Consider the following 20,328-nt stretch of genomic DNA (forward strand, 5'->3'; position numbering starts at 1 on the left):
TGATCACCTCCGGCGGGGAGAACATCGCCCCCGCCGCGATCGAGAACCTGCTCAAGGAGCATCCCCTGGTCGGGCAGGCGATGGCCTGCGGCGACAACCGCCCCTACCTGTTGCGCTGCTCACCCTCGACGCCGAGGTCGCGCCCGGCTGGGCGCAGAGCAAGGGGGTGCCCGACACCGACCTGGCCGCTCTCGCGGAGCATCCCGAGGTGCGAGACGAGGTGGAGCGGGCCGTCAACGAGGCGAACCGGCGGCTCGCCCGGGTCCAGCAGATCAAGAAGTGGCTGCTGCTGCCGGTGGAGTGGACCGTTGAGACCGAGGAGCTCACCCCGTCGCTGAAGCTCAAGCGCCGTGTCATCCAGCACAGATACGCCGACGCGATCGAGCGTCTCTACAGCGACTGAGCGCGTCGCCGCGGACGGGGCCGCCCCGCTCCGCGCCTCCTCAGTAGGTGTTTTTGGACTCTGGTCGTGAGGTCTACCGTTCGTCGCGGTGCCGGGGGCGGCGGGTCCGCCCGCCGTCAGGGGCAGGCGTCGCGGAACGGTGTTACGGAAACGCCGTAGGCGGACGCCACAGTAAAATCAAAGGTCACAGCCGTTTGCGCGGTTCTCGATGCGGGCTGCCGGTGGGCGGGTCGATGCCCAACAACGGTAACGGTTGGCCTGGGCTCAACACTGCCGTCGTCGTACCCTCAGACCCCAAGCGGTGGCCCCACCTCCGGCGGGGCCACCGCTACATCCGAGCCCAGACCTGGCTCTGCCGAACCGTCAGAGCGAAGAACACCTGTTCAGTCGATGATCGCGGTGGCTTCGACCTCGACCAGATGGTCGGCTATGTCCAGTGCCGCAACGCCCAGCAGCGTGCCCGGCGGGACCGGGGTGCCCCCCAGCTTCGCGGCTGCCCGGGAGACCCCCTCCAGGAACAGGGGCATCTTGTCAGGGGTCCAGTCGACGACGTAGACGGTCAGTTTCGCCACGTCGTCGAAGGAGCCACCGATCTCGGCCAAGGCGGTGCCGATGTTGAGGTAGCACTGCTCGACTTGCGCGGCGAGGTCACCTTCGCCGACCGTGACCCCCTCGGCATCCCAGGCGACCTGCCCGGCGATGAAGACCAGCTTCGACCCGGTCGCGATCGACACCTGCCGGTACGCGTCGATTTCCGGCAATCCGCTGGGATTTACCAGGGTGATGGCCATGCCGCCTGCCTCCTTGTCATGAGGGTCCGTGGACTCGCTTCCACAGAACCAATACGCACTTGCTCTCTTGCGGTTACTCGGGAACTGTAGGAGAGTGACCGCTGACATGGAAGAACGCACTTTTTAGTGACTGGGGAACCTTATGGTGACCGAGCAGTTCAGGGGCTCACCCAAGGAAGCAGACCTGACGCGCGCGGACTCTTTGGCGCGGGAGATCTTCTCGGACGTCGCCAATAAGTGGGCGCTCCTGATCATCAACGTTCTCGATGAACGAACCCTGCGCTTCAGCGAGTTGCGGCATGAGATCCAGGGCATCAGCCACAAGATGCTCACCCAGAACCTGCGCATGATGGAGCGCAACGGCCTGGTCGAGCGGAGCGTGCACCCCACCGTGCCGCCGCGGGTCGAGTACACCCTCACCGAGCCGGGCCGGGCCCTACGAGGGATAGCCGATGGAATGTGCGGCTGGACCCACCAGTACCTCGGTCACATCGAGGCCTCCCGCCGCCGCTTCGACGCCTGACGGGCGGAGCACTCGCACGTGGAGCCACCGGCCGGGCCCACTCGGGCGGTTCGTCGGGCCGGTATGGGGGGCGAAAGCGGAGATCGAGCGGGTGCGGGCGAAGCTGAAGAGGACGTGGGACCGGTGTGGCCACGGCGATTCCAGCCCGGATATCACCCCGTCCGGACGCACGCTCCGCCTCAAGACGAAGGGCGGCGACGACCGGGCCGGAACGGGCGCGGCGGTCGGCGGTCAGGGACACCCCGCTGCCGGGTCCGGCTACGCCTCCGCTGCCGCCGTGACCTGCACTGGCCCGAACAGATCACCGCGTCCACCGACCTCCCCAGCGGCAGCGGAGCACCACACTCCCGGCAATACCGCCAGCCCTCACGAGCCGGGTCACCCAGCCGTACGCGCCCCTCGACCAGACTTCGAGAACAGCTGATCAGCGCGGTGCTGCGACGCGGGAGGCGAACCTGGCGACCTCGTCCAGCACTTCGTCGCGGTTGGTCTCGTTGAACACCTCGTGCCGCGCGTGGGGGAAGATCCGCGCGGTGACGTCGGTTCCGGCGAGCCGGTCGATGCCGGTCTTGGTGTCACTGGGCGGCACCAGGCGGTCGTCGGAGCCGTGCAACCAGAGCAGCGGCAGGTCGCCGATGTCTCCGCCCTCGTTCGCGCGCTTCAGCTCGGTGTCGAGCGACTGCAGTGTGGGCCGCTTGAACGGGCCGTGCCAGACGAGCTCGTCGTCGGCGTAGTCGGCGCCAACGGCCGGATCGCGGGAGAGCGTGTCCGGGTCGAGCGGGGTTTCGGGGATCTCCGCCAGCGCGAGCAGCTGTTCCACGATGCGCCAGCGCCCCAGGACCGGCCCCGAGAGCGCCAACCCGGCGATCCCCTCGGGATGCGCCTGGGCGTAGCGTGCGGCGATCAGACCCCCCATGGAATGGCCGGCCAGTACCAGGGGCAGAGAGCGGTAGGCCGTACGGGCCTGTGTGACCACCCGGTGCACATCCTCCACCACTCCGGTGAAGTCCTCGATCAGCACCCGTTCCCCCGAGGAGTGCCCGTGCCCCCGATGGTCCAGCCCGTAGACCACTGCACCGCGTTCGCATAGGGAGCGCGCCACGTAGTCGTAGCGGCCGATGTGCTCGCCGTACCCGTGCACCAGGACCGCCAGCCACGCCGGCTCCGCCGGACCGGCGGAGACCCAGGCCCGGGCCGCCAGCCGCTCCGAACCGTTCGGCCCGCCCGGCAACTGCCATTCCCGTGAAGTGATCACGCGCGCTCCTCTCAACGGCTGTCCCGGCAAAATACAGCTCCCCGCGGTCCTGCCGCACCGCTGATGCCGGCACGTCCGTCGGAGAGTCGAAAAGGATCCGGCTGCGGCCGCGCCTTCGCCCGGGCCCGTACGGTCCTGTCCGCTGAGCAGGGCGTGCGGCGGAGCGGTGCTGATCCTCTGGGCGGACGGCGGGAGCGCACCCTGCTCACAGGGGGAGGAGGTCGGAGGAGAGAAACCGGCGTCTCATAGGGTGGAGGGTGTGACGGCAACCACGCTGGGGCCGTCCGCCTGAAAGAACGAGACGCTGCGCGCTGACGCCGGAGGGGTGACGGGGGCCACGGGCTGGCCGTCGTCGTTGACGTGTCCGCACCGTGCTGCAGCTGGACTGCCGCCGAAATGGGAGGTGACGCCTGTGCTGACCGACTCTTACGGGCGAGTGGCCACCGATCTGAGAGTTTCACTCACGGACCGCTGCAACCTGCGGTGCACGTACTGTATGCCCCCTGAGGGGCTCGAATGGCTGCCCAAGCCCGAGCTGCTCACCGACGAGGAGCTCAACCGGCTGATCCGTATCGGCGTGACCAGGCTGGGGATCACGGAGGTCCGGTTCACCGGAGGCGAACCGCTGCTCCGCCGCGGGCTGCCGGAGATCGTAGCCGCGGCCGCGGCGCTCGACCCGCGCCCGAAGACCGCTTTGACCACCAACGGCATCGGGCTCTCCCGCGTTGCCCCCTCTCTGGCCGAGGCCGGACTCAACCGGGTGAACGTCTCGCTGGACACCCTGCGTCCCGACGTCTTCGAGAAACTGGCGCGACGCCGCCGGCTCCACGACGTACTGGAGGGGCTGGCCGGAGCTGCCGCCGCGGGGCTCATCCCCGTCAAGGTCAACACGGTGCTCATGCGGGACATCAACGACTCCGAGGCGCCCGATCTGCTGCGCTACTGTCTGGACCACGGCTACCAGCTCCGCTTCATCGAGCAGATGCCGCTGGACGCCCAGCACGGCTGGCGGCGCGACACCATGATCACCGCTGACGAGATCCTCGACCGGCTCAGTGCCGTCTTCGACCTGGAGGCCGCCGACGCCTCTACGCGGGGCAGCGCGCCGGCCGAACTGTTCTACGTGGACGGCGGCCCCGCCACGGTCGGTGTGATCGGATCGGTCACCCGCCCGTTCTGCGGCGCCTGCGACCGGGTCCGGCTCACCGCTGATGGCCAGATCCGGAACTGCCTGTTCGCCCGGGAGGAGTCCGACCTGCGGCCTCTGCTGCGCGAGGGCGGTACCGACGAGGAGATCGCCGAGCGCTGGCGCGCCGCTATCGCGACCAAGATGCCCGGCCACGGCATCAACGACCCCAGTTTCCTGCAGCCGGCCCGCCCGATGTCGGCGATCGGCGGATAGCGGAGGCGGAGCGGGCGGTCCGCCGCCCGCTCCGGTTCTGTCCCAGGGGCACTCAGCGCGGAAAACCGGTTGCCGCAGTGGCGCCGCGTCTGGCTTCATAACGGGGCGCGGGCGGAGGAGCGCCGCGCGAGTCGCTCTCTGGGGATGGAGGTGCCCTGTGCCGTACACCGAAGCGGCCGGCGCCCGCGTGCCGATCCGGATGTGGGCCGACCCGCAGACCGTCGAGTCCGCGGCCATGGACCAGCTCCGCAACGTCACCCGGCTGCCCTGGGTGCACGGCCTGGCCGTGGTGCCTGATGTGCACTATGGCAAGGGCGCCACTGCCGGCTCGGTGATCGCCATGCGGGACGCGGTGTCCCCGGCCGCGGTCGGAGTCGACATCGGCTGCGGAATGACCGCGGTCAGGTCCACCCTCAAGACCGAGGATCTGCCCGAGGACCTGGGGAAGCTGCGTTCCGGGCTGGAGAAGGCGATCCCGGTGGGATACCAGTCGCACCGGACACCGGTCGACCCCCGTCGGATCCACGGGCTGAAGACGGCCGACTGGGACGGGTTCTGGGACCGCTTCGAGCATCTGGCCCCGGCCGTGCGCCACCGGAGGCAGCGCGCCGCCAACCAGATCGGTACGCTCGGCGGCGGCAACCATTTCCTGGAGGTCTGCCTGGACGGCGGTGGAACCGTATGGGTGATCCTGCATTCGGGATCGCGCAACATCGGCAAGGAACTCGCCGAATACCACATCGAGCAGGCCCGCAAGCTGCCGCACAACCAGGACCTGCCCGACCGCGATCTGGCGGTGTTCGTCGCCGGCACCCCCGAGATGGAGGCCTACCGCCGCGACCTGTTCTGGGCCCAGGAGTACGCGCGTCGCAACCGCGACGTGATGATGGGCCTGGCCTGCGACGTGCTGCGCAAGATGTTCCCCCGGGTGCGCTTCGAGCAGTGGATCTCCTGCCACCACAACTACGTGGCGGAGGAGAGCTACGACGGGGTGGACGTCCTGGTCACGCGCAAGGGCGCCATCCGGGCCGGTCAGGGGGACCTGGGGATCATCCCCGGGTCCATGGCGACCGGCAGCTACATTGTGCGGGGCTGGGCAACCGGCTCTCGTTCGACTCCGCCTCGCACGGGGCGGGCCGGAGGATGAGCCGGAGCAGGGCGAAGCGGACCTTCACCGAGGCAGACCTCGTCGAGCAGACCAAGGGTGTCGAATGCCGCAAGGACACCGGGGTGCTGGACGAGATCCCCGCCGCCTACAAGGACCTGTCCGAAGTGATCGCGGCCCAGGCCGACCTGGTCGAGGTCGTCGCGCACCTGCGCCAGGTCGTCTGCGTGAAGGGATAGGAACGCCGCTCCGGCCGCGGTGCGGCCCGGCTCGGTACGCGCGCCGGCGAGCGGTGCGGATCACCCGTCGAACTCGGTGAGCGGCACGCTCTCCAGCAGGAAGCCGCGTATGCCGAGGAACTCCGCCAGGTATTCGCGGTGCTCGTCGCAGGCCAGCCAGGTCTTGCGCCGCTCGGGGGTGTGCACCTTGGGGTTGTTCCACACCAGGACCCACGTGGCCGGGGCGCGGCACTCTCTGCGCGAGCAGTGCACGGGCTCGTCGGTGTCGTTGTCGCTCATGGATGGCCCCCTAGAACGGCCGGCCTGCTCAGGTCATCGGATGGTCGTGTATCCGTTGTGGTAATGCGAAGGCGACCACGAACGCAACCAATGAAAAAGCGACGCCGGGTGGCTACGGGGGCAAACCACCCGACGTCGCGCACGATGTTCCGACGGGGGCTCGAAACATCGGCCTAGCGCTCCGACGGGGGACCGAAGCGCTAGATTCCAATGTACACCGCTCCTCCCCCGTATACGTCAAGAGCCGATTACGACGTGATCTCGGGACCGCCCTGCGCGAAGCGGCGCTTATGCCCCCCGAACGGGGAGGATCCGGTAGGCGCCCGCCGGCGGGACAGACCCGGGGGCGCCCAGTCGCCGGGCAAAGAACGGGTAATACGCACGCCAGGACGCGGTCCCGCTGTCTCCGATTGACGCCGGAGTGTCGCGGGAAGTGGGCCAACAGAGCCGACAAGAAGGGAACCGCGCTATGAACGACCACACCTACCGCGTCACCGAGATCGTGGGCACCTCACCCGAGGGCGTGGACCAGGCCATCCACAACGGCATCGAACGGGCCTCCGCCACGCTCCGCGGACTGGACTGGTTCGAGGTGACCCAGATCCGCGGCCACCTGGAGAACGGGGAGATAGCCCACTACCAGGTGGGGATGAAGGTGGGTTTTCGGCTGGAGGAGACCTCCTGAACTCCCGGATCGGGCTCAGGAGGCCTGGCTGACGGTCGACATGTTAAAGTCCGGGATCCGCATCGGCGGCATAGCGGTGCGCGGGAAGTAATCACCCACCTCCCGCGAGAGCCCGGGAACGGTGGCTCCCGCCTCGGTGGCGCGCTCCAGCAGGCTCACCGGGGACTCGTTGAACCGGAAGTTGTTCACCGCCCCCGTGACCTCGCCGTCCTCCACCAGGTAGACGCCGTCGCGGGTGAGTCCGGTCAGCAGCAGCGTCTGCGGGTCGACCGTGCGGATGTACCACAGACAGGTCAGCAGCAGGCCGCGTTCGGTGCCGGCGATCATGTCGTCCAGTGCCGCGCCCGCCCCCGGCTGCTCCAGGACCAAATTGTCCACGTGGGCCGTGGCCGCGAGCCCGGTCAGCTCCGCGGAGTGGCGGGTCTGGCGCAGCGCCGCCAGCTCGCCACCGGAGAGCCAGTGGGTGCGGCGCAGCGGCAGCCCGTTGTCGAACGCCGTGAAATCGCGCCCGGGGGCCGTGGAGAGGACGAACGGAGCGCACTCCAGGCCCTGCTCCGCGGGGTCGCTGCGCAGGTCCAGCGGGAGCGCCGAGAGCCGCTCGCCGACCCGGGTCCCGCCCTTGCCCGAGGAGAACACCGTGCGCCCCTCCGCGGCGTCGCGCGCGCCGGCGTTCCAGTAGAGCGTCACCATCATGTCGGCCACGGCCTCCGGCGGGAGCAGGGTCTCGTACCGCCCGGCGGGCAGCTCCACGGTGCGGCGCGCCCACCCCATGCGCCGGAACAGCTCGGCGTCGAGCGTTTCGGTGTCGATGTCGGTGAAGTCGCGGGTGGCCCGGCCGACCCAGGTGGAGTGGCCGCCGCCGGTACCGGGCGTCGCCGACTTGGCGTTCAGCTCGACGCTCCCGCTCGGCTGGTCGTGGCGCAACCGGAGCCCGGTGGAGCTGCCGAAGAACGTGGAGGTCACCGTGTGCTCGGCATACCCGTAGAGCAGGTGGCCCGCCGCCTCCCTGCGCTCGAAGGCCCTTCCCAGCCCCGGTGCGAACCCGGAGAACACCGAGATATCCGTGCTCGCGGGGGCGGCGTCCCACTCTCCGCCGGAGCCCGCGGACTCCGGGGTGAGAAGCGGCCGGGCGTCCTCGGAGGGGACGGCGTCGCGGCTCGCGGTCTCCGCGGCGCGCACCAGGTCCTCCAGCTCCTCGTCGCGAAGCCCGCTTCGTTCCACGACGCCCGCGGCGGCCCCTGGCCGCTCTCCGAGAGCGCGATGACCGTGACCGTGCGTCCCTGGGTGACGCCGTTGGTCGTCAGCGAGTTCCCGGCCCAGCGCAGGTTGGCCCTGCTCTCCTGCTGGACCAGCACCATGCAGGCGTCGGCGCGGGAGAGTTCCAGTGCCCGTTCCACAACGGACTGGGGGGACGACTGATTCAATTCCCGGCCTCCTGAACCATGTTGAGGACGCGCACATCGGAGAAGAGCGCGGTGGGGCACCCGTGGCTGACCGAGGCGACCTGGCCCGGCTGTCCCTTTCCGCACATGAACGAGCCGCCGAGCACGTGGGTCTGCGGTCCGCCGAGCGCCCGCATCGAATTCCAGAACTCGGTCGTGGTGGCCTGGTAGGCGACGTCGCGGAGCATCCCCGCCAGCCGACCGTCCTCGATCCGGTAGAACCGCTGTCCGGTGAACTGGAAGTTGTAGCGCTGCATGTCGATGGACCAGCTGCGGTCGCCCACGATGTAGATGCCGCGATCGACCCCCGATATGAGCTCCTCGGTGGACGGGCCGCCGGGAGCGGGGGCCAGCGAGACGTTGGCCATCCGCTGGATCGGCATGGTCGCCGGGGAGTCGGCGAACGCGCACCCGTTGGAGCGCTCGTAGCCCTGCAGCCGGGAGATGCGGCGGTCACGCTGGTAACCGACGAGTATGCCGTCGCGGATCAGGTCGAAGGACGTCGTCGCGACTCCCTCGTCGTCGTAGCCGATGCTGGCCAGCCCGTGCTCGACGGTGCGGTCGCCGGTGACGTTCATGATCGGCGACCCGTACTGGAGGGAGCCGAGCTTGTCCACGGTCGCGAAGGAGGTTCCGGCGTAGGCCGCCTCGTAGCCCAGCGCGCGGTCGAGCTCGGTGGCGTGGCCGATGGACTCGTGGATCGTCAGCCACAGGTTGGAGGGGTGGATCACCAGATCGTACTGCCCGGGTTCGACGCTGGGCGCGGCGAGCTTCTCGGCCAGCAGCTCCGGTAGCTCGTCCAGTTCGGCCTCGACCGCGGGCAGGTACTCCCAGCCGCGCCCGGCGGGGGGAGCGATCGTGCGCATGCCGTCCAGCCGGCCGTTGCGGGTGGCGAGCACCTCGGCCACCGGCGCCAGCCGGACCCGCTGCTGGGTGGTGACCGTGCCGCTCGTATCGGCGTAGAACTTCTGCTCCTTGGCCTGGAAGAGCGTGACGTCGACGTGGTCGACCCGGGAGTCCGCCAGCAGCAGCCGACTCCATCCGGAGAGCAGGGCGGTCTTCTCCCGGATGGGGATGGTGAAGGGGTCGGTCTCGTAGGAGGAGACCCAGGTGACGTCGCTGTGTGCGGGTTCGGGGGCGAGCTCGATGCGTTCGGTGGTCACGGCGGCGGCGACCTCGGCCACCTTCACCGCCCGTTCGGCCACGGCCGCGGCCGCGTCGAGGTTGGGAGCGGCACCGGCGGGGCCGAGATCGTCGCCTGCGGCGAATCCCCAGACGCCGTTGTGGACCACGCGTACAGCGAACCCGAGCGTGTTGGACTCCGTCGCGGTTTCCACGGCGCCGTCGGCGAGGACCAGGTGCTGGCCGCGGACGCGTTCCAGCCGGAAGTCGGCGTGCTCGGCGCCGAGGTCGCGGGCACGTTGCAGTGCGGCGTCGGCGAGCTGTCGGAGTGGGAGGAAGAGGAAATCAGGGTCGATGTCAGGCACGGTCCCACAACCTAACCGGAAGAGCGGCCCCGCACCATAAGCCGCGCCGCTTTCACTCGTTCCCGCGCTGCACGTCCACATGGACGTGGTCCAGGTGGCGCAGGATCTCGTTGTCGGGGTCGGGGGAGTTGTAGTCCCGCCACCCCGCCATGGAGCCGCGGACGCTCCAGATCCTGTCGTCGAAGATGACGACGGCGATGCGGAGGTCCTCGGCGTGCGCGACGAGCCAGTGGGCGAGCAGCCAGCCCGCGCGCCGGTTCTCCTCGTTGACGGGGCGGTAGAACACGTCGACGGCCCGGCCCTCGTAGTGCGCGGAGTCCTCGCCGTGCCCCTCGTCGATGCCGCCGGGCGCGAACCCGCCGAGGCTCTGCTCGCCGAACACCTCGACCATCGCCGCGCGCACGTTCTCGGCGCGCGGGGTCAGGCCGGAAGCGGTCATCTCTTCCTCCGCCAGCCCGCCGGCGGGGGAGGCCCGGCAGGTGAGGCTGGGGCCGGCGTCGTCCGGAGGGCCTTCGCGAAGCCGGTCCAGCACGGCCGGGTCGATATCGCGGGTCTCCGGGGGGTCCTCCCCCCGCGCCTCCAGCGCTACGGCCGTTGTCGCCAGCTTGGCCTCGTCCTGGGACAGCGGTACGGACTCGGCTCCGACACGCACCGAGCACGGCGCCGTCCACGGAAGCGCGGTCCGATCCAGCCCGGCTTGCTCCAGCAGCCGCGGTGCGACCCACACCAGCCCCGCGACGACGAGGGAGAGCACCATCGCCACGACGGCGCGCCTCCCGAACCGACGGCCTGTCTCGCGCATACCGAGACCATAGGCGATCCCGCGAGTGCCCGCGCGATCAGCCCGTTCGCGGGCATGCGCCACACGGGCCGGTCTGCGGGGGTTGACCCCCGAAGTGGCGGGGGCTAGCGTCGGCGTCCAAGTAAACACAAAATAAAGTTTCCAGTTTTGTGGCCGCCGCGCGAAGGCGCGGCCGTCCCTCTCCATCCCCGCTCACAGACATGGAGACCACACCGATGCGAGCCCAGTCCCTGGCCGCCGTCGCGGCCGCCGCCGTTCTGCCCCTCAGCGCCTGGACCGTGTTGTCGGGTGCTTCCGTCCCCTTGGAGGCGGGGGCAGCCGCGGAGGAGGCCGCCGCCGTCCTCGGCAATGAGGCGGCGGCCGACCCCGCGACGATGGGCGCGGCGCCCTACCTCTACTACGGTTGGGGCGACCCGCCCAACGCCGTGGAGCTGATGCGGACCACAGGCGTCGAATGGTTCACCCTCGCCTTCATCCTCTCCGACGGCGGCTGCGAGCCCGCCTGGGACGGCACCCGTCCGCTGGACGGCGCGGACGCGACCGCATCAGTGAGATCCGCGCGGCCGGCGGGGACGTCATCCCCTCCATCGGCGGCTGGAGCGGGGACAAACTCGGCGAAAACTGCTCCGACGCCGAATCCCTCGCCGCCGCTTATCAGAAGGTCATCGACGCCTACCAACTCCGGGCGATCGACATCGACATCGAGGCGAGCGAGTTCGAGAGCGCGCAGACCCAGGACCGAGTCCTCGGAGCGGTGCGGATCATCAAGGAGAACAACCCCGGTGTCCACGTCGCCGTGACCTTCCCGAGCACACCCGACGGACCCAACGAATGGGGTGATCGACTGATCGCCCGGGACGCCGAGACGGGGGCGGGAGTCGACGACTGGACCATCATGCCCTTCAACTTCGGCGGCGGCGACATGGCCGCGGACACCCGGCGTGCCTCCGAAGGGCTCAACGAGACCATCTCCGCCGCGTACGGCATCTCTTCCGAGGAGGCCTACACCGTCCAGGGGATCAGTTCCATGAACGGTGTGACCGACACCGGAGAGACCGTCACACCGGAGGCCTACACCGAGATGCGCGACTTCGCCGAGAGTATGGACATGGCGCGCTTCACCTTCTGGGCGGTCAACCGCGATCGGCCGTGCGCCGCCCCGACCGCGTCCTGCAGTGGTATCGACCAGCGGGAGTGGGAGTTCACCGAGATCACCGCCGGCTTCAACGGCTGATCAGGAAGGCGCCGTGGCCACTCCCGGCCACCGCCGGCGGCCACGGCGCCCCGCCGCTGCGGCAGCCCGCAAGGGAGTCGGCCCGTGCCGGACCGGTAGGATCCGGAACCGGTCGGCGGCCATGCGCGTTCCGGGCGGCCGTTTCCGGCCACGACTGTGCGCCGGGGCGCGGTGCGACCGCGGGCTGCGGAATACGGCGTGCCCGGCTGCGGCTGTGCCGGATGAGGGCCATGGACAGTGCCGGCGGACCGGGCAGGAGGCGTCAGGTTGCGGAGAAGATCGTCGACGACAGCGGCGGAAGCGGACGGCGCACCACCGCGCGGCGCCGGTGTCGGGGAGGAGCTGTTCCGGCGCGCTCTCGGCTCGCACGCCGCCGGTGTCGTGGTTATCACCGCGGCCCCCGCTGGTGAGCCGGTGGGAATGACGGCGACATCTTTCACCAGCGTGAGCCTGACTCCTCCGCTGGTGTCGTTCTACATCGACGACCGCTCCGGTACCTGGCCCTCGATTCGCGACGCCGGCGCGTTCGCCGTGAACATCCTGGGCGAGGACCAGCGCGGTGTCGCCTCGCGCTTCGCGACCAGGGGGATCGACCGGTTCGCCCCGCCAACATGCTGGCACACCGGCCCGGAGGGGCTGCCGCTGATCGAGGGGGCCGTGGGCCACGTGCTGTGCCGCAAACACGACCTGCTGGGCGTGGGCGACCACTGGCTCGTGGTGGGCAGGGTGGCCGACGCCGACCTCGGTGTCGGCCACCCGTTGCTCTACCACCGCGGCCGCTACGGCCGTTTCGAACAGTGACCGGCCGGGTTACCCGAGCTCGAAGCTGATCTCCACCCGGCGGTTCTGTGTCCGCCGCCGGGGCCGTCGCCCCCTTCCGGGCCGGTCGCGTCGGCCACCGGGTCCCCGGATCCCGTCCCGCTCGCCTCGATGCCGGGAGCGCCGGCGCCGATCTGGTCCTCCAACGCCTCCTTCACGGCGTCGGCCCGGCCCTCGTGTCCCCCGCCTCAGGGGCAGAGCTTGTCGAGTGAGGTGGGGTCGTCGCCGACCTGGCGGCCGGGGGTGGTGGGAGACGGCTCGTCCAGTCCCGTGTACTCCTGCCACTCCGTGGAGTCATCGCCGGTTTCGGGGTCCGTCCCGGGCGAGGGCGGCGCATCGCCGCTGGGTGCGGCTTCGGGACTGGCCTCCTCGTCGTCGCCCGACTGCGCCCGCTCCTCCTCGGCCTGCCGCTCCTCCTGCTCCTGGACGGCCTCGTCGACGATCTCCCGGATCTCGTCCCAGTCCGGATAGGCGGTGTTCACCTGCGGAGGGGAGAGTTGCAGCGCCCGCATCTCGCCTTGCTCGTTCACCCGATCGGCGAGGTCGATGAAGGCGGGCACCTTCGTCTGCGGGATGTCGGTCTTCAGGGTGCGCTTCGTGGCTCCGGCGAGTTCCTGGAAGCTGCTCAGGACCCGGGCCGGGTCCGCCTGGTCGGCGACGTACTTGATCAGGCAGCCCTGGCGTCCCATGCGGGCGTAGTCGTCGCTGTTGATCCGGCTGCGGCCGTACCAGAGCGCCTCGTTGCCGTCGAGGTGCTGGTCGCCGGCGTCCAGGACGTCGCCCTCCTGGCCGTAGGGGATGGGTTCGTCGATGTGGACATCGATGCCGCCGATAGCGTCGATGAGGTCCTCGAAGCCCCGCATGTCCACCATCGCGTAGTAGTCGATTTCGAGGCCCGTGGAGTGGCCCACGACGCCTTTGAACGTGTCGGCGGCGGGGTCGGCGGCGGCGGGGTTCTCGGCGAACTCCTCGGGGTTCTCGGCGACCGTCTGGTACACGTCGTTGAGGAGGTCGTCGTAGCCGTAGGGCGGCGGGTACGCCTCGGCGAGCGCGGACCCTTCGTGGAACTGCACGTTCTCCAGGTTGCGGGGCAGGCCGATGAGCACGACGTCGCCGTACTCCACGTCGATGCTGGCCGCCATCATCGAGTCGGTCCGCACGCCGTAGCGGTTGTCCGCCGAGTCCGCACCCAGCAGCAGCACGTTCACGCGGTCCTGGCCGTTCCACGGGTCGGCGGCGTCGTGCGGTTCCTCCTCCTTTTCCGAACCGAACACGGAGGCGAGGGTGTCGTAGGCGGTGTGGGCGGTGCGCATCACCAGGCCGGCGGGGACGGCGATGCCGGCGCACAGCACGAGGACCACGCTCGCGCCGAGGAACCGCGGGAACCATTTCGCGTCCGCCGGTTTGGTGATGACCCAGGAGTGCAGGATCACCGTCATCCACAGCACCGCGATCACGAAGCGCCGGCGGCCACGGTCAGGAGCCAGCGCCCCTGAACGGCGATCTGGGCGCTGAGAGTCAGGTCCCCCTGCAGCAGGAAGGCCGCGGTGATTCCCGCGGCCAGCAACAGGACGAACAGGGTGAGGATCGTCCCCCCGGCGGCTCGCCGCCCCACTCTGAGGTGGGCGGTGCCGGGTAGCACAGCGGAGCAGATCGTCCATAGCAGAGCGCGTCCGGTGCTCGCGGGACGGTTGTCTCTCGTTCCATCCCGTTGTTCTGCCATGGAGATCCCTTCTGCCTGCCCACAGCGGCGAGATCGGCCGCGGCTTATTACCCGGAAGTACCGGGCATTTCTCCTCTGCCTACCGCATATGGGTACTGATCATGCCGAACCTAGTGTCTCGCTTTGGTAAGCCGTTCGCATGTCGGGGTATTTGGTGCTGATCTGCCATCTGTCTGGTATGCCAGCAGGAGTAGCGTAATGTCGTTTTCTCTGTGCTTCTCTGGCCAAAGTCAGCCTTGTTTCTTTCGTGATCAGTAGTTAACCGCCGCTACAGATGCCATCATCTGGCCGCAGGAGGGGGCGGCGCCCGGGGGAGGAGGGGCGCCGTTCAAAGCGATGAAAGGCAACCATCGTGCTCGATGCGGTTGACGCTGCGCTCATGAGAGCGCTTCAGGGGGATGGAAGAGCCACTTACCAGGCGCTGGCGGATGGGGTCGGGCTCTCCCGCACAGCGGTGAGAGCCCGGGTCAGACGGCTGATCGCGTCTGGGGCGATCCGGATAGTAGGGGTGCTGCACGCGGGTGTACTGGGGATGGAGGTGCTGGGACACGTCTCGCTCCGGGTTTCCGGCCCTGTACGGCCGGTGCTGCACGAGTTGGCGGGGCGGGACGCCGTGACCTTTGCGGCGCAGACCGCCGGCCGCTTCCCGGCGGTCGCGCATTTGCGTGTGCGGGATGACGCGATCCTGGCTAAGGAGCTCACCGAGCTGCGCTCACTGCCCGGGATCACGGGCGCCGAGGTGTTCCGGGCGGAAACGGTCGTCAGGGACGCCTACACCAGCGTGCGGACGCTACGCGACATCGTCATCGATCCGCTCGACTGGCGGCTCGTCCGGCATCTGCAGCGTGAGGGCCGGGCGTCCTACGCTGAGCTCGCCCGGCAGGTGGGACTGTCGCAGGCGGCGGCACGGTCCCGTGTCGTGCGCCTCATCGACGCCGGTGTCGTGCATGTCACCGCGCTGGTCGAGCCGTCCGTGGTGGGAACGAACGAGCAGCTCGGCTTCGGACTGCGCTGCAAGGGGGACGCCACCGTGTTGGCCATACGTCTCGGCAACCTCACCGGGGTGTCCTTTCTGGCCACCGGTTTCGGCCGCTACGACATCGTCGGCAATGCGGTCGCCGCCGACCGTCCGGCGCTGGTGGAGGTCGTGGAGTCCGTCCGCTCAAGCTCCGGCGTCACCTACGTCGAGACCTGGGACCACCTCTCGGTCGCCAAGGAGCGGCACCGGGGCGACGACGGGGGGCCGAACGTGATCACCGAGAGTGAGCCTGAACCTGCCGTGGCCGGTGCGCGGAGAGAGGCCGGAGGATGAGCGAGAGGGCGGCGCCCTCGGGAGTCCTGCGGCTGCGCGGCCGGGAGTTCGCTCCCGGCCGGCATGCGGTGATGGCGGTCATCAACCGCACCCCCGACTCCTTCTACGATCGCGGCGCCACGTTCGCCTTCGACGCGGCCCTGCGCGCCGCCGACACGGCTGTGCAGCGTGGGGCCGACATCATCGACGTGGGCGGGGTGAAGGCCGGATACGGCGAGCACGTCACGGCCGAGGAGGAGATCCACCGCATCGTGCCGTTCATCGCCGAGCTGCGTGGTCGCTACCCCGGCATCGTCATCTCCGCTGACACCTGGCGGTCGCAGGTCGCCCGCTCCTGCGCCGCCGCAGGAGCCGACCTGGTCAACGACACCTGGGCCGGAGCCGATCCCGACCTCGCCCGGGTGGCCGCCGAGTTCGGCGTCGGCCTGGTGTGCAGCCACAGCGGAGGACTGGCGCCGCGGACCGATCCACACCGCGTGGCCTACGGCGACGTGGTGGCCGACGTCATCGGTACGGTGACGCGCCTGGCCGATCGGGCGGTGGAGCTGGGCGTGCGCGCGGACGGGATCGTGATCGACCCCACGCACGACTTCGGCAAGAACACCTTCCACTCCCTGGAGCTCACCCGGCGCCTGGGGGAGCAGGCTGCGACCGGCTGGCCGGTGCTCGTCGCGGTCTCCAACAAGGACTTCATCGGCGAGACCCTGAATGCTCCCGTCACCGACCGGCTCGCGGGGACTCTGGCGGCACTGGCGGTCTCGGCCTGGGAGGGGGCGCGGGTGTTCCGGGTGCACGACGTCGCGGCCGCCCGCGCGGCACTGGACGCCGTGGCGACGCTGGCCGGGAATCGAGGTGAGGCGCTGTAACCGCGAGTAGCATTTTTCTGTATTTTCGCCCGGTATGTCTTGCGTCACCGTTAAGTTACCCGTGAGTATGAGAGGAGCGAGCGGCAGGAAGGGGCATGTCCCTCCGGTGCCAGGCGTACTGTGCGCGGATCTGCGATCCGTATCCGGTCCGGCCGTGGCGGCGGCTCGCACAGGCGCGGTTGCAATTGGAGGCTGACGTGGCGCTTGCGGAGACCTTGACGGCTGTGGGGACGGCGGCGCTGACGCGGAGCGGGGCGCGGGCTCTGGGCGCCCACCTTTTCCCGGTGTGGCCCGGAGCGTCGTTCGCGGCCACGGCCCTGCCGGTGCGATGCGCTCCCGGCGACAACCTTGCGATCCACGTGGCGGTGGCGCAGGCGCGCCCCGGGTGCGCGCTGGTCATCGACGTCGCGGGTGAACCCGAGTACGGCTACGTGGACGAGATCCTCGCGGTTGCGGCGCGGATGCGCGGAGTCGCCGGCGTCGTCCTCGACGGGTGCGTGCGCGACGTCAGCGCGATCGCTCGGGCCGAGGTGCCCGTCATGAGCGCGGGGGTCTCGGTCCGCGGGCCCGGGCACGACGCCGGAGGAGCGGTCGGCCAGGAGATCCTGATGAGCGGCGATCTCGCACCCACGCGGGTGCGGCGCGGTGATTGGGTGGTCGCCGACGACGACGGCGTGGTGTGCCTGCCGCGCGGCCAGGCGACCTCGGTCGTGGTCGATGCCTTGGACTCGGTCTCCCGCGACCAGGCGGTGCTCGACGCGCTGTGCGCCGGGAAGAGCACCATCGATTTGCTCGACCTCGACCCCACACGGGTCGCCGGCTGGGAGGGTGCTCCCAGCGCTGTCAACCCCCGAGAGGCGGGCCGGGTCTCCAGCGTGGGTAACTGACATCACGGCCGCTCCGCCCGCGGGCGGAGCGGCCGTGATGTCACTCGCCGGCCAGCGACAGCAGTTCATCCAGGTAGCAGGCCGCCTCGCGCAGCGCGCGTTGCGGATCGCCGGCACGGATCGCCTCGGCGAGACCGGAGTGATCGATGCTCTCGTCCTCCTCCGGCTGCTCGTAGGCGGTGTGGGCGATGCTCTCGTAGACCACCTGGGCGATGTCGTCGTAGAGCTCGATCAGCAGTGAATTGTGGGTCGCGTTGACCACGGCGCGGTGGAAGGTGAAGTCGGCTTCCACGAACGCGGGCATATCGCGCTCGCGCCACGCGCTCTCGCGCAGCGCCATGGCGCGGTCGATGAAGGTGAGGTCCTCGTCGGTGTGCCGGAGCGCGGCAAGCCGTGCCGCCTCCATCTCAAGCGCCCGCCGGACCTCCAGGTTCTCCCGGAGCCGCGACTGCTCCAGTCGACGGCGCAGCGCTCCTCCCAGTTCGCTTGAGGCGCGCACGAACGTCCCGGCCCCCTGGCGGATCTCCAGCAGGCCGGCGTGGGCGAGCGCGCGCACCGCCTCGCGGACGGTGTTTCGTCCGACCTCCAGTTGGTCGGAGAGTTCCGACTCGGTGGGGATACGATCGCCGACCTCCCACTCACCCGAGTCGATCTGCGCTCTTAATTGGCTGATGACCTGGTCGACAAGGCCGGTCCGACGCGTCGAGGCGAGGGGCACGCGGTTACCTCCTAGTAGTGACAGCCACTTGCGGGCGTCAGTTGGAGTCTGTGGTCTGGTTTTAAAGCCGGAGCTTAGACCAGTCCGGGGAGAGAAATAGTTCTCCGTGCCGAATGCGTTATTCTCAGGGTCTACGTCCGGTCATCCCATGAATGTGAGTATACGTGACAGGGATCACCTCAACCGACGCGGAGAATCCGAGCGACGTGCGAAGATCCTCAGTTGCGGAACGCCCGCGCCACGTGGCCTGGTTGCTGGTCGCGGGCGTGGCTCTGGCCGCGCTCAACCTGCGCACTGCCATCACCAGCGTGGGGCCCGTGCTCGACGAGATCATCGTGGACCTCGGGATGTCCGGCGTCGTCGCGGGCCTGCTCACCACACTGCCCGTTCTCTGCTTCGCTGTCTTCGGAGTCTCCACCCCGGCCCTCAGCCGGCGTTTCGGTGAACACCGCGTCCTGGTAGCGGCCCTGCTGGCGCTGACCCTCGGCCTGGGGACGCGTGTGCTCGCCGGTGATCCCTGGCTGTTCCTGGTGCTGAGCGCACTCGCGCTGTCCGGCGGAGCGATCGGCAATGTACTGCTTCCCGCCCTGATCAAGCAGCATTTCCCGCACCGTGTCGGGATGATGACCACCGTCTACACCACCGCGCTGGCCGTGGGAACCACGATGGCCGCGGCCGCGACGGTCCCCGTCCAACAGGCCAGCGGGAGTTGGCCGCTGGCCCTGGCGATCTACGCGGTCTTCGGCGTGATCGCGGTCCTGCCGTGGCTCCTGGTGCTGGGGTACAACCCGCCGCGCACGGACTCCTCCCATGTGTTCGGGCTGCTCCAGGTGCTGCGTACCGGCGCGGGCCGGCAGAGCGTGCTCTTCTTCGGCAGCCAGTCCGCCGTGGCCTACATCATGTTCGGCTGGTTCGCCAGATGCTGCGGCACAACGGCCTGGACCCGGCCACCGCCGGAATCGCGCTGTCCTACCTCACCTTCCTGGCCATCCCGGTCTCGCTGATCCTCCCCGGTCTCATGGCGCGCGTCCGCGACCACCGCGGTTTCGTCGTGTTCTTCTTCGGCTGCTACGTCAGCGGCATCGCCGGACTCTGGGCGGCGCCGTTGCAGGGGCTCTGGCTGTGGACCACGTTCATCGGCGTCGGCATGGGGGCTTTCGCGCTGGCCCTGACGTTCTTCGCGGTACGGACCCGCACCGCGCCGGCCACGGCGGCGATGTCGGCCACGAGCCAGGGACTGGGCTACCTCATCGGCGGCACGGGCCCCTTCCTGTTCGGCCTGCTCCACGACCTGACCGACGCCTGGCATGCGCCGCTGGCGCTGGTCCTGGGGCTCGTCATGGTCAACCTGGTCGCGGGGCTGCTGCTGGGCCGCCCCCGTTATCTGGAGGATGCGCTTCCGTCCTCTCGGACCGGGAGCACCTCGTCAGCCGGGTAGCCACCCCACCCGGCCGATGAGGTATACTGCCCCGGCGAACACCACGATGTCGATCAGCGAGTGGGCCACCACCAGTGGCATCACCCGGCCATAGCGGTGATAGAACCAGCAGAACACCAGGCCCATGACGAGGTTGCCGACGAACATCCCCACCCCCTGGTACAGGTGGTATGTGGCGCGCAGCAGCGCGCTGGTCAGCGCGGCCCGTACCGGCGACCAGCCCAGCTGGCCCAGCCGGAGCATCAGGTACCCGACCACGATGACCTCTTCCAGCACACCGTTCTTGACGGCTTGCAGGAGCAGCACCGGAAGCTGCCACCAGTGCTCGTTGAGCCCGCTGGGGGACACGGTCGTGTTCAGGCCCAGTTGCCAGGAGACGAGGTACACCAGCAACCCGCCGGCCCCGATGACCGCGGCCAGCCCGGCGCCGTTCACCAGGTCGCCGCCGGGCCGGCGGACGTCGAATCCGACCGTTTTCGCCGACTCCGAGCTGCGGTGCAGCAGGTAGAGGACCAATACCACCGGCGCCATGGCGAAGATCACAGAGAACAGCTGCCATGTGAGGTCCAGCCACGGGCGCTCGGCGTCCGCCCGGGACTCGACGAGGCTCGCCGTCTGCTCGGCGAGCCCGCCCGGCGCCGTCGCGGTGCCGATGAACGAGATCGTCGCCGAGACCGCCGCCGCGCCCAGGGAAAGAGCGAGGACGCACAGGATCTCCCAGGTGATGACCCGGCGCGTGAGTGGAGCGTGCCGCGGGGGCGCCGGTGCGGCGGGTGGCGGGCCGCCCGCCAAAGCGGTGCGGGCCTCGGGCGTGGGGTCTGCCATGCACAGATGATCGCACGCATGGCGCAGAGGCCGGCACGTGCGCGCGCCGGCCCCTCGGGGAGCTCCCCTGAAAGGAGGAGCGTAGGTGTCAGC

The 20,328-nt window shown here is 69.6% G+C and carries 16 protein-coding genes and 4 pseudogenes; 11 read left to right on the forward strand and 9 right to left on the reverse strand.

Annotated features, from left to right (window positions below; all coding sequences use genetic code 11):
• Window positions 1-220 precede the first annotated feature (220 nt).
• On the forward strand, window positions 221-403 hold the full coding sequence (locus tag VS93_RS33655) for a hypothetical protein (RefSeq protein ID WP_449353786.1): 183 nt from the start codon (window positions 221-223) through the stop codon (window positions 401-403).
• A gap of 383 nt (window positions 404-786) precedes the next feature.
• On the opposite strand, the gene VS93_RS01135 is transcribed toward VS93_RS33655, so the two are convergent.
• The gene (locus tag VS93_RS01135; protein ID WP_046468163.1) at window positions 787-1,194 is read right to left on the reverse strand and encodes a RidA family protein; all 408 of its coding nucleotides are present in this window, start codon (window positions 1,192-1,194) and stop codon (window positions 787-789) included.
• 142 nt (window positions 1,195-1,336) lie between these two features.
• On the opposite strand from VS93_RS01135, the gene VS93_RS01140 reads away from it, so the two are divergent.
• Window positions 1,337-1,717, forward strand: a complete 381-nt coding sequence (locus tag VS93_RS01140) for a winged helix-turn-helix transcriptional regulator (protein ID WP_046468164.1) — start codon at window positions 1,337-1,339, stop codon at window positions 1,715-1,717.
• A gap of 424 nt (window positions 1,718-2,141) precedes the next feature.
• Here the strand turns inward: VS93_RS01140 and VS93_RS01145 are convergent, their stop codons facing one another.
• On the reverse strand, window positions 2,142-2,972 hold the full coding sequence (locus tag VS93_RS01145) for an alpha/beta hydrolase (RefSeq protein ID WP_046468165.1): 831 nt from the start codon (window positions 2,970-2,972) through the stop codon (window positions 2,142-2,144).
• Window positions 2,973-3,384: 412 nt separating this feature from the next.
• On the opposite strand from VS93_RS01145, the gene moaA reads away from it, so the two are divergent.
• Window positions 3,385-4,374 (forward strand): GTP 3',8-cyclase MoaA, encoded by a 990-nt coding sequence (gene moaA / locus VS93_RS01150; protein ID WP_082126532.1) that lies wholly within the window; start codon window positions 3,385-3,387, stop codon window positions 4,372-4,374.
• 157 nt (window positions 4,375-4,531) lie between these two features.
• Window positions 4,532-5,718, forward strand: a pseudogene (locus tag VS93_RS01155) (RtcB family protein).
• A gap of 60 nt (window positions 5,719-5,778) precedes the next feature.
• Here the strand turns inward: VS93_RS01155 and VS93_RS01160 are convergent.
• A complete protein-coding gene (locus VS93_RS01160) occupies window positions 5,779-5,997 on the reverse strand; it encodes a hypothetical protein (RefSeq protein WP_046468166.1) in 219 nt (72 codons plus the stop codon).
• A 469-nt stretch (window positions 5,998-6,466) separates the two neighbouring features.
• Here VS93_RS01160 and VS93_RS01165 point away from each other — a divergent pair, with 469 nt between their 5' ends.
• Window positions 6,467-6,682, forward strand: a complete 216-nt coding sequence (locus VS93_RS01165; RefSeq protein WP_046468167.1) for a dodecin — start codon at window positions 6,467-6,469, stop codon at window positions 6,680-6,682.
• 15 nt (window positions 6,683-6,697) lie between these two features.
• Here VS93_RS01165 and VS93_RS01170 read toward each other — a convergent pair.
• The 3 genes and pseudogenes from VS93_RS01170 to VS93_RS01180 all read right to left on the reverse strand — a co-directional run bounded on the left by VS93_RS01170 (window position 6,698) and on the right by VS93_RS01180 (window position 10,413).
• Window positions 6,698-8,106: pseudogene (locus tag VS93_RS01170) on the reverse strand (metallopeptidase TldD-related protein).
• Window positions 8,103-9,611 (reverse strand): TldD/PmbA family protein, encoded by a 1,509-nt coding sequence (locus tag VS93_RS01175; RefSeq protein WP_046468168.1) that lies wholly within the window; start codon window positions 9,609-9,611, stop codon window positions 8,103-8,105. Before VS93_RS01175 ends, VS93_RS01170 begins: the two are co-directional and overlap by 4 nt.
• Before the next feature lie 52 nt (window positions 9,612-9,663).
• The gene (locus tag VS93_RS01180) at window positions 9,664-10,413 is read right to left on the reverse strand and encodes a hypothetical protein (protein WP_236700274.1); all 750 of its coding nucleotides are present in this window, start codon (window positions 10,411-10,413) and stop codon (window positions 9,664-9,666) included.
• Between the two features lie 454 nt (window positions 10,414-10,867).
• Here VS93_RS01180 and VS93_RS01185 point away from each other — a divergent pair, with 454 nt between their 5' ends.
• Both VS93_RS01185 and VS93_RS01190 read left to right on the forward strand, forming a co-directional pair.
• Entirely contained in the window at window positions 10,868-11,647 is a 780-nt protein-coding gene (locus VS93_RS01185; RefSeq protein ID WP_052745440.1) for a glycoside hydrolase family 18 protein, read from the forward strand.
• A gap of 267 nt (window positions 11,648-11,914) precedes the next feature.
• Window positions 11,915-12,448 (forward strand): flavin reductase family protein, encoded by a 534-nt coding sequence (locus VS93_RS01190; protein WP_082126534.1) that lies wholly within the window; start codon window positions 11,915-11,917, stop codon window positions 12,446-12,448.
• Between the two features lie 206 nt (window positions 12,449-12,654).
• On the opposite strand, the pseudogene VS93_RS01195 reads toward VS93_RS01190, so the two are convergent.
• Window positions 12,655-14,189 (reverse strand): annotated as a pseudogene (locus VS93_RS01195) (LCP family protein).
• 352 nt (window positions 14,190-14,541) lie between these two features.
• Between VS93_RS01195 and VS93_RS01200 the strand changes: the two are divergent.
• The 3 genes from VS93_RS01200 to VS93_RS01210 all read left to right on the forward strand — a co-directional run bounded on the left by VS93_RS01200 (window position 14,542) and on the right by VS93_RS01210 (window position 17,254).
• Complete coding sequence (locus tag VS93_RS01200; RefSeq protein WP_082126535.1) at window positions 14,542-15,501, forward strand: Lrp/AsnC family transcriptional regulator; 960 nt, start codon at window positions 14,542-14,544, stop codon at window positions 15,499-15,501.
• Window positions 15,498-16,367: a dihydropteroate synthase gene (gene folP / locus VS93_RS01205; protein ID WP_046468169.1), complete on the forward strand. Its 870-nt coding sequence runs from the start codon at window positions 15,498-15,500 to the stop codon at window positions 16,365-16,367. The genes VS93_RS01200 and folP overlap by 4 nt, the downstream gene beginning before the upstream one ends.
• 224 nt (window positions 16,368-16,591) lie before the next feature.
• Window positions 16,592-17,254: an RraA family protein gene (locus VS93_RS01210; RefSeq protein ID WP_082126536.1), complete on the forward strand. Its 663-nt coding sequence runs from the start codon at window positions 16,592-16,594 to the stop codon at window positions 17,252-17,254.
• Window positions 17,255-17,294: 40 nt separating this feature from the next.
• Here VS93_RS01210 and VS93_RS01215 read toward each other — a convergent pair whose 3' ends face one another.
• Entirely contained in the window at window positions 17,295-17,972 is a 678-nt protein-coding gene (locus VS93_RS01215) for a FadR/GntR family transcriptional regulator (protein WP_046468170.1), read from the reverse strand.
• Between the two features lie 206 nt (window positions 17,973-18,178).
• Between VS93_RS01215 and VS93_RS01220 the strand changes: the two are divergent.
• Window positions 18,179-19,410 (forward strand): annotated as a pseudogene (locus VS93_RS01220) (CynX/NimT family MFS transporter).
• Here VS93_RS01220 and VS93_RS01225 read toward each other — a convergent pair.
• Window positions 19,399-20,235: a CPBP family intramembrane glutamic endopeptidase gene (locus tag VS93_RS01225; protein ID WP_046468171.1), complete on the reverse strand. Its 837-nt coding sequence runs from the start codon at window positions 20,233-20,235 to the stop codon at window positions 19,399-19,401. The pseudogene VS93_RS01220 and the gene VS93_RS01225 sit on opposite strands and share 12 nt — an antisense overlap.
• Between the last annotated feature and the right edge of the window lie 93 nt (window positions 20,236-20,328).

Source organism: Allosalinactinospora lopnorensis (genome assembly GCF_000981225.1).
Taxonomy (GTDB): Bacteria; Actinomycetota; Actinomycetes; order Streptosporangiales; family Streptosporangiaceae; genus Allosalinactinospora; species Allosalinactinospora lopnorensis.